Below are 14,381 nucleotides of genomic sequence, written 5' to 3' on the forward strand. Positions count from 1 at the left end.
CGAGATTTAAAACTTTCGTAATCAAATTTATTGTCTTCCATATACATAAATCTATTATTTTTTATGATTTATGACACACTTTATTGAATAGTCTCTATCAGCGGCCTAAACAGCTACATCTGAAATCGTTAATGACACGTAACACTACTTTTATTACTTAAATAATTGAACTTATGGGATTCCGTAAGAATGTGTACATGCTTTGTATTAAGTTCGCAGAAATTTATATTATTAATTAACAAATAATAATAATTTTGTTTTAAGTAAAAGTATTGGATTTGATATATTTGATAGCGTAAAAAATTACTAAACCTTATGATATTCCATGTTTTTACCGGGATAAAAGAACTAAAGTTTGAGATATAACGAGTTGGCTGCAAGCTAAAAAATGAACGTACAAATAGACAAAGAGGAACTTAAAAAGCTAATTGAACAAGGCAAAAAAGAAAGACAGGAATTAGGACAAATTATTAATCCTATTGTTAACAATTTTGACTTAAACAAGCAAGAAACCCTTGAAGTTTGCCAAATTGGAAAGTTTGTTTATAAAATTGATTCTAAAATTAGAATTGTGGATAAACCCCAACCACCAAACCCCGATTTCATTATCGAACTAAAAGATAAATTAATCGGACTTGAACACACTCAAATTCTGACAGAAGACGCCCAAAGATACTTTAGAGTTAAAACACTTTTGGACTATGCGGAACAAAGATTTGAGCAAAAATATCCGAATATCAATGTCCACGCGACTATTTCAGTACAAAATGACGAATGGAAATATTCACAAAGGGACAAGCCAAAATTAGCAGAACAAATTGCTGATTTTGTGCAATGGACACGATTGGAAAAAGACTTTGAACTGCCTGAAAAAATAACGAATATAAAAACGACAAGACATTCCCAAGTTTCATTCTCATATAAAAAAAAAATTGGCAGACGGAATACCTGACAAGAGAATATCTGAAATCAGAAATAGAAAAAAAAGAATCTAAAATTTTGAGATATAAAACAAGTGAAAAACAATTGACTGAATTATGGTTAGTTCTTTTAATTGGCTCTCTTTCTTCTGTATCTTATGAATTAAACGAATCTGAAAATTATGAAATGGAATCAGAGTTTGACCGAGTTTATTTAATGGCTGACTTTGATGCTAAAATATTAAGAGTAAAATAAAAAAAGCCAGCACACAACAAAAAACATAGGACTGCTTAAGTTTGTTCGAAAAACTTGGGCTTATCCGCTATGTCGCCAAATATAAAATTTGGCATTTACGGTTGAGAAGATAAATACAAAATATTTATATTTGACTTAGTTATAAACGTGGAGTTAGAACATACCCTCTGCCATACGTTTCTCATACTAAACGTTGTAGCAAATTGCAGTTCATTCAATAATCATTAAAATTTAAACAAAACTTTTTATTATGGCAATATCCATTTCTAGATTCATTATCCTACTTTCAATAATTTGTGTAAGCTTTAGTTGCAGTAGTTCAAGTGATTCAAATAATCCTAATGACAATTCAAGTGACCCAAACATCAATGATCCAATTGATACAACAACTGAATCAGCAATTGAATTTCAAAAGAATTACCAAACGAATGATTCAATATTCACATTAAACAGTGCTATTCAATTAAATGACAGTAGTTATACAATAGCAGGTGCTGTTAGATATAATGGTTCTTTTAATAAAAATACAATTATGAAATTTGATAAGTATGGAAATAGGGTTTGGACTAAAATAATGCAAGAATCTTATACACCTCAAGGTATAGAAAAACTTTTTCTAAATGGAACAGGCTTCATGGGTTATAGAGGTCATCACTACGATGTAGATAATTCATCTCACATTTTATATTACAATTCGAGTGGTGATGTTGTAAATGAAATATTTACAAATAATGATATCTTAGGTAATGATATTATTAAAGACGGAAATAATTATGTAATAACAGGAATAGAAAGTAATAATATGCACTTAAGGAAACTTGATGAAAACGGGCAATTATTATGGGACTACTCATACGGTTCTTCAGAAGCATTTTCCGTTTCTAAACTTACTGATGGCAATTACATTTTAATTGGTGGAGCCAACTCTGATGGAACCAGTGCAGATTATCTAATTAAAACAAATAATTCGGGGGAAAAAATCTGGTCTAAAAACTCTAGGGGTTTTAACACTCTTGCAATTTCAAATAATCAATTTTTGGCAGTCGTATATACTGGATATTTTTCAGGTAATTTAGTAAGATTCGATGAGAATGGAAATACAATATGGACTAGAGAATTGACAAATTTTATAACTGATATCAATAAACCAAGTCCATTAACCTTAGTTAATTACGATATGGAATATTTTATCTGCACTTATGTTAATCTTAGTAATGATTTAAATATATTAGTCCTTGACGAGAATGGTAATGAGATAAATTCACATATAATTGACAATTATAACGGTGCAGATTACACATTTGTTTCAAAAACAATCGATAATGGGCTATTAATTGGTTACACTGGAGTTTTCGATTTTGGAATTGTTAAAATATCTAATGAATTTCTATTTAAGTAATGATTAAATTTACAATAACATTGAACAACTTGCTACAACAAAGAACTGAGGTAAAAAACAAGTAAACTTTATACTTTTTTAAACCAACGTACTTTTATAATTTGCGTCATAAGGTAAACCACTTTATACAATTGCAAAAGCTTGTTTTAAATAACTTATTACACACCGCTATTAAAGCAATATTTTTACCCTGAAACACATTTTTAAGAGTTTATAAAACATTCGTAATTTTGCCGTATGAAAATAAAACTACTCGCTATAGGTAAAACTGATAATAAACAGTTGCAGCTATTAATTGACGAATACCAAAACCGATTAAAACATTACGTAAAGTTTGAGTTGGAGATTATCCTAGATATTAAAAACGTTAAAAACCTAAGCGAGGCACAACAAAAAGAAAAAGAAGGCGAGTTAATTCTGTCTAAACTACAACCTACTGATCAACTAGTTTTATTAGACGATAAAGGAAAGCAACATACTTCCGTAGAGTTTTCACAATACTTACAAAAGAAAATGAACTCTGGTATTAAACAACTAGTATTAGTTATTGGAGGTCCTTATGGTTTTTCTGAGGCTGTATATCAAAAAGCACAAGGAAAGTTATCGCTCTCTAAAATGACGTTTTCTCACCAAATGATTCGTTTGTTTATTGTGGAGCAAGTTTATCGTGGGTTTACTATTCTTAGAAACGAGCCTTATCATCACGAGTAAAAACTCTAAAACTTTTATTTACATCAAATTTTATGTTACTCAAAGCATTATGCTTTTAATTTCCAGAAAAGCATAGTAAAAAACCTGTTAAAAAGTTATTTTCTTTTTGCATTTAGCCATACTTTTGCGCCCCGAAAAATAAAACTTATATAACATAAAATAAATATGAAAACACTAAGATTCTTAGCTACTTTAACTTTTTTTATATCCTTTACTTGTTTGCAACAAGTAACTGCTCAAAATGACATTAAAACGTTAAAGATTCAGGTAAAAAACAAAAAAAATCAAATTAGCGCTAATGAAGAAATCTTAATTAGTGGAGTTGACGCTTTAAAACGTGTAAAAGGAAACTTAGAGCGTTTTAAGAAAAGTAAAAAAGCTACAAAGCAAGAAGTAGAAAGAAAAGAGAAAATTGCTACAAACATGCAGCAAAGATTAAGTAAGCTAAACAATCAAATTGATTTGCATAAAAAAGATTTAGCTTCTTTAGAAAGAAAGTTAGCTAGAAAACTAAGGAAAGAAGAATCTTCAAAAAAAGAAGAGTCTTCGAAAAAAGCTGACAATACCGAGATGGTATATGAAGATAATATTAGTGCTGAACAAAAAGAAGTTCTTTTACAAAAACAAAAACTTGAAGAGGCTCGTAAAAAATTAGATGATGAAAGAAAAGCTAGAGAGCTTGCTTACTTAAAAGAACAAGAGGCTTTACGTTTAGAAGAAGAAAAATTGAAGCAATTAAGTAATCAAATTAAAGTTAAAGAGAAAAACATTAGCAAAGAGAAGAATACTTTAATAAGTGACCTTGAAGATGATATTAGCATTAACGAAGAGATCTTAATTAGCGGAAAAGAAGGTTTAGCTAAAATGAAGTCTAAATTAGACGAGGCTAAAAAAGATGCTTCTACTTCGAAAGAAAGTATTGAAAGAAAAGAGGCTATTATTAGTAAGATTGAAAATCGCCTGTTAAAAATTCAAAATGAAATTGATGCTAAAAAACAAGAGTTAGCAACTATAAAAGGGTAAAAAAACTTCTGTCTTAATACAATAAAAACTCCAAGCTTTTGGCTTGGAGTTTTTTTAAGGTTTAAATCTTAAAAGACATTACTGGTAATTTACTGTGATTAGCAATATCTTCAGAAATGCTACCTTCAAAAAAGTGAGCTATTCCTTTTCTACCATGTGTTGCTACAACTAAAACATCTGAGTTAATTTTGTTTGCGTAGTAAAACACTCCTTTTTCCACAGAATAATCAGAAACTATTTTTACTTTTTGAGCACTTTCTTCATAACTTTCATTCGTTTGACTGAAAAAACGCTTCATTTTCTCTTCTAACTCTTTGGTGCTTTTAAACTTAGAAGTTGGTGTGCTTACATATACCATTTCTATATCTGCATTAAACTTCTTAAGAAACTTTTTTGCTTCCATATATGGCTTTACATCATCATCAGAAAAATCACAAGCAAACAATATTTTTTCTATTTGTTTTACAATTGGTTCCTCTTTAATTACTAATACAGGCACATGCGCGTAACGAATTACTTTTTCTGTATTAGAACCAATAAACATTTCTTTTAAACCACTAGCTCCTTTAGACCCCATAACTATCAAGTCTGCCCCTTCATTTCTTGCCAACTGATCTATTTCACTAAAAATTTTAAAGTGCTTTATAATTGGGGTTACTTTTATATCTGATAAATAATCTTTCTGTAAAAATTCTGCTAATTTCTTCTCAGTCATTTTTAAGTAAAACAGCATTTCTTGCTGTAAATAACTTTCTGATTGGCTTAAAACAGCGTTAGACAACTCAAGCATATGTACTACCAATACCTCAGCGTCTGATCTTTTTGCTAAAAAAGCTGCTGTTTGTAATGCATTTTCAGAATATTCAGAAAAATCAACTGGGACTATAATTTTTTTCATGATTTATTACTTTTAGGTTTAATGTCTCCTATAAAGTTACCTAAATTTTATTAGTAAAACTATGATTTTTGTCACTTTATAAACCACTATATATTCTATACATTTGCTTTCTTAAATTTTACATTTGTTATGGATAAAAACTCTTCTAAATTTGTGGGCGTTATTGTACGTGCCTTTATTTCTTTAATGGTCGTTTCTATTTTAGGTATTTTATTAAAGTTCTTTATTACCATACCCAATCGTCTTTTTTTTAATAGACCTATAGCATATACCAGTACACATTATTCATATAAACCAGGACAAAATGGATGGACTTTTGATTTTTTTATATTAAATAATGATGATTTATATATAGCCCTACCCTTACTTTTAGTGATTTTTATTGCTTTTATTTTTTACTTTGGAGTACTTTCTGCTATTGCCACATTTTTAAATTTTAAAGCACAAAACACGCAATTAGCCAAAAGAGATTTTATTTTAACACTACTTGTTGTTAGCTTTTACTTTATCCCTAAGTACATAAATATTGAATCTTTTTTAAACATCAATGAAAAAGGTGCTTATGTACTTAAAGAGCGTATATACAATCCTAATAATGAAATTTGGGAAGTAGGTGTACAAAAAATAAAAGGTAATCATATTAAAGACCATAAAACAGTAAGCAATGATTCTTCTTTTTTAGTTGTGAAAAAAATTAACACTACCGAGGTAGATACTGTTTTATTTGAAAAATTAGTTCTTCCAGCTAATAATATTCATACTTTTAATGCAAAAAACACTCTATGGTTATTTGAAGCTTCTAATAATTATTTAAAGGCTTTTGACATGGTTAACAGCTCCATGGTTATAAAAAATAAAGAGAATTTAAATCGTATGATGCCAGAAAAATATCAAGAAAGAGGTATTGCCGAATTAAGTTACTCTCCTGCTCAAAAAAATAGTATTTATATAAAAACTAATTATGGTGAAGTATTATACTTGCATACAGATGATAACTTAATCACTGATAAATACAAATACATTAACAACACATACTATTTAAAACGCATAAACGAACATAGATATAAGTTATTTGCAAAAAAGAAACAGCTAGCTACTGCTTTACAAGAAGCAGTATTTTTAAATGCTCAAGTTATTTCTTACACAAGTAATGTTATTATTATTAGACACAAAGTCAACATAAAAAAAGAAACACCATATACCATTTCGGCATATGATACTATAACAGGAAATAAACTATGGGACTTTAATGAAGAAAACAATTCTTTTTTAAATGATGTTTATGGTAAAATAATTGTAGACGCAACTTTTTTACCAAACAAAACAATTCTTAATTTTTATGATGCTTTTACATTAAAAGGAAACGTAATAATAGATAATCAAGGAAAACCTATAACACAAAATATTGACAATTAACTAATAAACAAAAAAACTAGCAAATAGACATTAAAAGAACATCTTGTGTATTGCATATTTAGGCTGTTTTAAATTATGATTAATGACAACCTTCAACTGAATTATGAATATCTGTTACAGGAAGTGGAGAAACATAAGGTATTCCTAACCCTAATCCTCTAAGAATAAACAATACTCCAATAAAAACTACAACATAGGGTATTGCTTGTTGAACTCTTTTTCTCACCAATCCATTTGCAAAATTCCCCACATAAACTACTGCTGTCATTAACGGTATAGTTCCTAACCCGAATAAAAACATATACAGGCTTCCTGACAACATATTTGTTGTAGTTAGTGCTCCAAAAACTGCCATATACACTAATCCGCAAGGTAAAAAACCATTTAAAAAGCCAATCGTAAAAAAGGTATCATTTCCTTTTTTCTTTAATTCTTTTCCTAAAGAAGATTTTACTTTCATTACCAACTTATTTATTGGGTTTGAAAAGTTATATTTTTGAAAGGTTTTAGGTACAAGAATTGCTAAAATCATTAATACGCCAACAATGATAGAAAGCTGTTGCTGAAATCCGAAGAAATAAAACCCTTTTCCTAGTAAACCAAATAAAAAACCTATTAAACTGTAGGTAAATAAACGCCCTAAATGATAACTAGTAATTTGAAAAAATTGCGTTACTTTATTAGTTCTATCTACAGGTAACATAAAGGCTATAGGTCCACACATACCAATACAGTGGAAACTTCCTAATAATCCAAATATGATTGCCGAAAGAAACATTAATACACCAACTCTTTCTGAAATAAATAATCTTTATTTTTGTAGCTCCAAGAAACTGTTATGTTCCAACGACCACCCAACAAACGATTCTCAGGCACGAGCAAATATGTTTTGGAAATCGAAATAGGTATTTCGAAATCCAATTGTTTATCAGATGGTCTGTATAGGAACACTTTTCCTTTTATATCTTTAGGGTTAAAGTTCATTGGAAAAAGAACTTTAATTCCTTCAGTTACTTTTTCTGTTTTAATATTGTCTTTTAATGCTTTCGCATTTTTAGTTGCATTTATTTTGTTCTGAAACTCTAATTCTTGTTGATAATATTTTTCAGTTACCAAATCGTGATTATAGTTTTTACCTGTACTCATTGTTATTACAAAATACATGATAAAGCCCATAAAACTTATAATTGCAATTACTATACTCGTGCCCCAGTTTAGTTTCATTTTTATTTATTTTTAAATGAAGCAATCCATTTATTTACGATGAAATCACTTCTTAATTCTTACTCGTAATTATCTATAACTTCTTGGTCCTAAAAAGTTGGTTGTTGTCGTTTCAATAAGTTTATCGCCACTAAACACTCCAATTTCTAGTTTTTCCTTTTCTTTTTTCATTTCAGATTGATGCAACTCAATAAACAAAGTTCCTTCTGCTAATCCTTGTTTTGGTACTTCAAAATTTTGATGTGTTACCATTTCTATCGTTCCATTGTGAGATAATAATTTATAACTCACATTATCTATCTGTTCGGTTGTTTTATTTACTACTTTAAAAGTGTAAATATTACTAATAATTCCGTTTTCTTTATGTTGATACAATTGACCTGGTAATCGTAAAATTGTAGCTTCTACATCATTTCTTAAAAACAACATTCCTACTAAAATTCCAGTCAAAATGAATAATACTGCTGTGTATCCTTTCATTCTTGCTGTAAACTTAAAAGGAGCTTTTTTAACAATGTTTTCTTCACTGGCATAACGAATTAACCCTTTTGGCAACCCAACTTTTTCCATTATGTGATCACATTCATCAATACAAGCTGTACAGTTTACACATTCTAACTGTGTTCCGTTACGAATATCAATTCCTGTAGGACATACATTAACGCATTGAGAACAATCAATACAATCTCCTTTTCCAGTCGCTGTTCTATCTTCTTTTTTATTAAACTTTCCTCTTCCTGTCTTTCTTTCTCCTCTTACATGATCATAGGCTACATTAATCGTTTTATTATCTAATAATACTCCTTGTAGTCTACCATAAGGACAAGCAATAATACACACTTGCTCTCTAAACCATGCAAAAATAAAATAGAACACTCCTGTAAAAATCAACAATGAGATTAAAGTACTTACATGATCTAATGGGTTTCCTGTTATATAACTTATAAGTTTATCACTTCCTATTAGATATGCTAAGAATACATTTGCTATAATAAAAGAGATGATAAAAAAGAGAACCCATTTTAAAATTCTTTTTCTAATCTTTTCAGCATTCCAAGATTGCTTAGCCAAACGGATTTGCTTTCCTCTATCTCCTTCAATTAAATATTCTATTTTTCTGAAAACCATTTCTAAAAAAATGGTTTGTGGACAAATCCATCCACAAAAAATTCGACCAAAAACAACTGTAAATAGAATGATAAACACCACTCCTATTATCATGGAGATTACCATTAAATGGAAATCTTGTGGCCAAAAAGGAAATCCGAAAATGTTAAACTTACGCTCTAGAACATTAAATAGTAAAAACTGATTTCCGTTAATTTTAATGAAAGGTGCTAGTAATAAAAAAGCTAATAAAAAGTAACTTACATAGCTTCGGTATTTATAAAATTTACCACTTGGTTTTTTTGGAAACACCCAAGCCCTTTTTCCTTCATCATTTATAGTACCAATACTATCTCTGAATTGTTCGTTTTTGGGTGTTTTCATAATCAACTATTAAAAACTAATTTGTAACTATTATTTTTATTGAATACTGTCTTTTGGTTGTTCTCCTGTTGGTTCTGCAACAGCTGGTGCTTGACCTTCTTCTTTATATAATTCTCCTTGAGGTTCTTTTGGTTTTGCTGGAGTAGTTCCTTGTAAAGAAATAATATAACTTGCTACTTTTTGAATGTCTTTTGGTTTTAATGTTTTATTCCAAGCAACCATCCCTTTACCATCTCTACCTCCATTAGAAATCGTGTTAAAAATGTTTTTAACACCTCCACCTAAAATCCAATATTCATCGGTTAAGTTTGGTCCAATACCTCCACCGCCATCTGCAACGTGACAAGCAGCACAGTTTAGGTTATATACTGCTTTACCTCTACTTAAATCACCAGCATCTGTTAAAACAGTTACCGTTTCAGCATCAATAACTGCTTCTTTAGAGTTTGATTTAAACGCTGCTAATTCTCTTTTAGCTTCTGCTACAGCTTGTGCATATTCCATTTCTTGATTATCTGCTCCAAGCACATGATATCTTACTAAATATACCGCTGCAAAAATGATTGTTGCATAAAACATATATAGCCACCATGGTGGTAAGTTATTATCTAACTCTTTAATTCCATCATAGTTATGATCAAGAATAATTTCATCCTCTTCTTCCACGGCTTTAGCTTCCGTCCATTTATCTATAATTTTCTTTGCCCAAGCCCAGTTATCAACTTCTTCTGGCTGAATACCATCCTTTTCCATTTGAAGCTGCTTTGCTTTTTGTTGAGCAACTATATTTAACGCTTCTTTTAAAACAACTACTGTTACAAGCCCTACAATTGCTATCCATACTAACGGATGTTCATACAAACTAAATGGGTTTTTGTATGATTTAATTGCAGTGGCAATAGCAAAAAAGGTTACTGCAACAAAAATGATATATACTATAGATTGAAAATATTTTTTCATCTTGTTTAATTTTACTAATTATCTAAAGGTAACTTACTTACATTACTTATATATTCTCTTTTGGCCGTAAATACCCACCAAAACAACACTACAAAAAATGTAAAGAATATGGTTAGCGAAATAATTGGGTATATTTCAATACCTGCAATAGTTTCCATATGGTTTTTTACAAACTTTAACATAACTTCTAGTTTTTAGCGCTTAATTGATCTTCAATATCTTTTACTTTAATATCGGTTCCTAATCTTTGTAAGTAGGCGATTAAGGCTACGATTTCTCTATCTTTCATTTCAATGAAAGTTTGTCCGTTTTCTTGAGCATATTTCTTATCTGCTTCATAGTTTGTTGCAAAATCTGGATCAGCATATAAGTTCTCTTGAATTTTGGCTCCTTGCTCTTCCATACTTGCTTGCGCATTGGCTATATCTTCTTTAGTATAAGGAACACCTAAACTAACCATTGCTTTCATTTTACCTTCGGTATCGCTCTTATCTAATTCGTCTCTTACTAACCATTGGTATGATGGCATGATAGAACCTGGTGAAGTACTTTGCGGATCGTACATGTGATTTAAGTGCCAACTATCATTATACTTACCTCCAATTCTTAATAAATCTGGACCTGTACGTTTAGATCCCCACAAGAAAGGATGATCGTATACAAACTCTCCTGCTTTTGCGAACTCTCCATAACGTTCTACTTCTGATCTGAATGGACGTACCATTTGTGAGTGACATCCTACACACCCTTCACGGATATAAATATCTCTACCTTCTAACTCTAAAGGTGTATATGGTTGTACGCTTGTTATAGTTGGAATATTTGACTTCACTAATAAAGTTGGTATAATTTGAACAACACCTCCAATTAAAATTGCTACTGTAGCATAGATTGTTAATTTTACTGGTCTTCTTTCTAACCAAGTGTGCCATCCTTCTTTAGAAGTTCTATATTTAGACACTTTTGTTAATGCTGCTGCTTCTGCTAATTCATCTGTTACTCCACTACCTGATCTTACAGTTTTAACAATGTTGTATAACATTACGAATGCTCCTAGTATAAATAAACTTCCTCCGATAGCACGCATCCAATACATTGGAATAATTTCGTTTACTGTTTCTAAGAAGTTACCATACGTTAATGTTCCATCTGGATTAAATTGTTTCCACATTGAGGCTTGTACAAATCCTGCTACGTACATTGGCAATGCATACATGATAATACCTAAAGTACCAATCCAGAAGTGGAAGTTTGCCAATGCTGTAGAATATAGTTTTGTTTTAAACATTCTTGGTACTAACCAGTATAACATACCAAAGGTTAAGAAACCATTCCATGCTAGAGCACCTACGTGTACGTGAGCAATAATCCAATCACTAAAGTGAGCAATTGCATTTACATTTTTTAATGATAGCATTGGTCCTTCAAAAGTTGCCATACCATAACCTGTAATGGCTACTACCATGAATTTTAATACTGGATCAACTCTTACTTTATCCCATGCTCCACGGAGTGTTAATAATCCGTTGATCATACCTCCCCAAGATGGTGCAATTAACATTACAGAGAATGCAACTCCTAAGTTTTGAGCCCAATCTGGTAACGATGTATATAATAAATGGTGAGGTCCTGCCCAGATGTAAATAAAGATTAAAGACCAAAAGTGTACAATCGATAATCTATACGAGTATACTGGACGATTTGCCGCTTTAGGAACAAAATAATACATTAATCCTAAGAATGGAGTAGTTAAGAAGAACGCTACAGCGTTGTGTCCGTACCACCATTGTACCAATGCATCTTGAACTCCTGCATATACTGAGTATGACTTTAAGAAACCAACTGGTAGTGCTAAACTATTAAATATGTGTAATACCGCTACGGTTACAAAAGTTCCTAAGTAAAACCAAATAGCTACATATAAATGACGTTGTCTTCTTTGGAAAATGGTCCAAATCATGTTAGCGCCAAAAGCTACCCAAACCAATGCTATGGCAATGTCTATAGGCCACTCTAATTCGGCATATTCTTTAGAACTTGTATATCCTAAAGGCAGCGTTATGGCTGCTGCAACAATTATTAACTGCCATCCCCAAAAGTTAAACTTACTTAAAAAATCACTCGCCATACGTGCTTTCAGTAATCGTTGTAGTGAGTAATAAACTCCTGCAAAAATGGCATTTCCTACGAATGCAAAAATTACTGCGTTCGTATGTAATGGTCTTAATCGTCCAAAACTTAACCACGAAATTCCGTCAGTTAAATTTGGGAATAAGAACATAAAAGCCAATAACAATCCTACTGAAAAACCTACTATCCCCCATAGTAAGGTTGCGTAGATGAATTTTTTTACGATTTTATTATCGTAATAAAATTGTTGCATTTCCATAATCTATTTGAATTTAATATCTATTGTTAATTGTTAGTTTTTGTTTCTTCTTTTACCAGTTCATCATCAAACAACATGCGAACTGAGGGTGTGTACGAATCATCGTACTGTCCTTTTTTTACTGAAACAATAAATGCTATAAAGAAAATAATAGCCACTAAAATACTTAGTGATAGTAGTAAATAAATAACGCTCATATCTTGCCTGATAATTATAGTTCAAAGATACTTGTGAAGGTTTTCTTAAAATATGACTTTTGTCATGTTTCAAGTTTTTTATATAAAAAAACTCGAAGAAAAAATCTTCGAGTTTTTGATTATTAAATTGTCATTGAAAACAATTTGGTTTCTGGTTGTTTTTCGTGTAATTTTTTATCAAATGCCATACAGATATTACGCACATAAGGCCTAGCTTTTTCTGGAACAGTTAACTTACTTCCTTCAATAAAAACCAAACCATCCTCTATCATTTCTTCTAATCTCTCAATATGATTCTCTACACTTTCAATCTGTAACGAATCTTCTTCCCACGAAGTGGAAAAATGACACATAATGTTTAAAATATGCTTTCTAATAATTAAATCTTCTTTAGATAATATGTGTCCTCTAAACACAGGGATTTCTCCTTCGTTCACAATTCTTTCGTACTCTTTTACCGTTTTTACGTTTTGTGCAAATCCGTACCAAGAATCAGATATTGACGACATTCCTAAACCAACCATTAATTGCGTTTTGTTAGCGGTATACCCCATGAAGTTACGATGTAATGTTTTCTCTTGGGTGGCTTTGTACAAACTATCAGTAGGTAATGCGAAATGATCCATTCCTATTTCTACATACCCCATTTCTGCAAATAACTCCTTTCCTATTTCGTACAGTTCTCGTTTTTCTTCATTCTTCGGTAAATCATCTTCATTAAAACCTCGCTGTCCTACTCCTTTTACCCAAGGAACATGTGCATAACTATAAAACGAAATTCTATCAGGCTCTAATTCTTTGGTTTTATTAATAGTATAAATTACATTTTCTTTGGTTTGAAATGGAAGCCCGAACACTAAATCGTGACTAATAGAAGTATATCCTATTTCTTTTGCCCAATTGTGTACTTTTTGGACATTCTCAAAAGGTTGTACTCTATGAATTGCCTCTTGCACTTTAGGATTGTAATCTTGTACTCCAAAACTTACTCTTGTAAAACCTAAATCGTATAGTGTTTGTAAGTGTTCTTTAGTGGTGTTATTTGGATGTCCTTCAAAGCTGAATTCATGTTCAGAATGTTTTTTAGCATTGATAAAAATTCCGTCAATTAATCTTTTTAACTGTGTCTCTGAAAAAAATGTTGGGGTTCCTCCTCCTAAGTGAATTTCTTTTATCACTGGTGTTTCATCTAACAAATCAACATACAATTGCCATTCTTTCAAAACCGTTTCTATATACGGATCTTCCATTTCATGACGCTTTGTTATGTGTTTATGACAAGCACAAAAAGTACATAAACTTTCACAAAAAGGTAAGTGAATATATAAGCTAATTCCTTCTGAAGAATTACTTTCTATAAACGACTGTTTAAAGGTTTTTATCCATTTTTCTTTTGAAAAAGTATCGTTATCCCAATACGGAACTGTTGGATAGCTCGTGTATCTGGGACCTGGAATATTATATTTTTGTATTAGTGAATTTTTCATGTGTGTATTT

The 14,381-nt window shown here is 30.8% G+C and carries 15 protein-coding genes; 6 read left to right on the plus strand and 9 right to left on the minus strand.

Annotated elements, in window-relative coordinates; translation table 11 throughout:
* Nucleotides 1-388: 388 nt before the first annotated feature.
* From C7448_RS14070 to C7448_RS14085, 5 genes are all read left to right on the plus strand, one after another.
* A complete protein-coding gene (locus C7448_RS14070) occupies nucleotides 389-952 on the plus strand; it encodes a hypothetical protein (RefSeq protein ID WP_245939485.1) in 564 nt (187 codons plus the stop codon).
* 74 nt (nucleotides 953-1,026) lie between these two features.
* Nucleotides 1,027-1,176 (plus strand): hypothetical protein, encoded by a 150-nt coding sequence (locus tag C7448_RS16050; RefSeq protein ID WP_245939486.1) that lies wholly within the window; start codon nucleotides 1,027-1,029, stop codon nucleotides 1,174-1,176.
* Nucleotides 1,177-1,426: 250 nt separating this feature from the next.
* Nucleotides 1,427-2,575, plus strand: coding sequence for a hypothetical protein (locus C7448_RS14075; RefSeq protein WP_115902057.1), 1,149 nt, complete (start codon nucleotides 1,427-1,429; stop codon nucleotides 2,573-2,575).
* A gap of 237 nt (nucleotides 2,576-2,812) precedes the next feature.
* A complete protein-coding gene (gene rlmH / locus C7448_RS14080; protein ID WP_115902058.1) occupies nucleotides 2,813-3,286 on the plus strand; it encodes a 23S rRNA (pseudouridine(1915)-N(3))-methyltransferase RlmH in 474 nt (157 codons plus the stop codon).
* 165 nt (nucleotides 3,287-3,451) lie between these two features.
* Nucleotides 3,452-4,309 carry a coiled-coil domain-containing protein gene (locus tag C7448_RS14085; protein ID WP_115902059.1) on the plus strand — a complete coding sequence of 286 codons (858 nt, stop codon included), beginning with the start codon at nucleotides 3,452-3,454 and terminating at the stop codon, nucleotides 4,307-4,309.
* Nucleotides 4,310-4,370: 61 nt separating this feature from the next.
* Here C7448_RS14085 and C7448_RS14090 read toward each other — a convergent pair whose 3' ends face one another.
* Nucleotides 4,371-5,207, minus strand: coding sequence for a universal stress protein (locus C7448_RS14090; RefSeq protein WP_115902060.1), 837 nt, complete (start codon nucleotides 5,205-5,207; stop codon nucleotides 4,371-4,373).
* A gap of 129 nt (nucleotides 5,208-5,336) precedes the next feature.
* Here C7448_RS14090 and C7448_RS14095 point away from each other — a divergent pair, with 129 nt between their 5' ends.
* Entirely contained in the window at nucleotides 5,337-6,623 is a 1,287-nt protein-coding gene (locus tag C7448_RS14095) for a hypothetical protein (RefSeq protein WP_115902061.1), read from the plus strand.
* A 79-nt stretch (nucleotides 6,624-6,702) separates the two neighbouring features.
* Here C7448_RS14095 and C7448_RS14100 read toward each other — a convergent pair whose 3' ends face one another.
* The 8 genes from C7448_RS14100 to hemN all read right to left on the minus strand — a co-directional run bounded on the left by C7448_RS14100 (nucleotide 6,703) and on the right by hemN (nucleotide 14,371).
* Entirely contained in the window at nucleotides 6,703-7,401 is a 699-nt protein-coding gene (locus C7448_RS14100; protein WP_115902062.1) for a sulfite exporter TauE/SafE family protein, read from the minus strand.
* Nucleotides 7,401-7,847 (minus strand): FixH family protein, encoded by a 447-nt coding sequence (locus C7448_RS14105; protein ID WP_115902063.1) that lies wholly within the window; start codon nucleotides 7,845-7,847, stop codon nucleotides 7,401-7,403. Before C7448_RS14105 ends, C7448_RS14100 begins: the two co-directional genes overlap by 1 nt.
* Nucleotides 7,848-7,916: 69 nt before the next feature.
* Complete coding sequence (gene ccoG / locus C7448_RS14110) at nucleotides 7,917-9,338, minus strand: cytochrome c oxidase accessory protein CcoG (protein ID WP_115902064.1); 1,422 nt, start codon at nucleotides 9,336-9,338, stop codon at nucleotides 7,917-7,919.
* A 36-nt stretch (nucleotides 9,339-9,374) separates the two neighbouring features.
* Nucleotides 9,375-10,298, minus strand: coding sequence for a cbb3-type cytochrome c oxidase N-terminal domain-containing protein (locus tag C7448_RS14115; protein ID WP_115902065.1), 924 nt, complete (start codon nucleotides 10,296-10,298; stop codon nucleotides 9,375-9,377).
* Nucleotides 10,299-10,312: 14 nt separating this feature from the next.
* Nucleotides 10,313-10,480, minus strand: coding sequence for a CcoQ/FixQ family Cbb3-type cytochrome c oxidase assembly chaperone (locus tag C7448_RS14120; RefSeq protein ID WP_115902066.1), 168 nt, complete (start codon nucleotides 10,478-10,480; stop codon nucleotides 10,313-10,315).
* 5 nt (nucleotides 10,481-10,485) lie between these two features.
* Nucleotides 10,486-12,687, minus strand: a complete 2,202-nt coding sequence (gene ccoN / locus C7448_RS14125) for a cytochrome-c oxidase, cbb3-type subunit I (RefSeq protein WP_115902067.1) — start codon at nucleotides 12,685-12,687, stop codon at nucleotides 10,486-10,488.
* 26 nt (nucleotides 12,688-12,713) lie between these two features.
* Nucleotides 12,714-12,884: a cbb3-type cytochrome oxidase assembly protein CcoS gene (gene ccoS / locus C7448_RS14130; RefSeq protein ID WP_115902068.1), complete on the minus strand. Its 171-nt coding sequence runs from the start codon at nucleotides 12,882-12,884 to the stop codon at nucleotides 12,714-12,716.
* Between the two features lie 122 nt (nucleotides 12,885-13,006).
* Nucleotides 13,007-14,371: an oxygen-independent coproporphyrinogen III oxidase gene (gene hemN / locus C7448_RS14135; RefSeq protein ID WP_115902069.1), complete on the minus strand. Its 1,365-nt coding sequence runs from the start codon at nucleotides 14,369-14,371 to the stop codon at nucleotides 13,007-13,009.
* Nucleotides 14,372-14,381: the final 10 nt, after the last annotated feature.

Source organism: Tenacibaculum gallaicum, assembly GCF_003387615.1.
Lineage (GTDB): Bacteria > Bacteroidota > Bacteroidia > Flavobacteriales > Flavobacteriaceae > Polaribacter > Polaribacter gallaicus.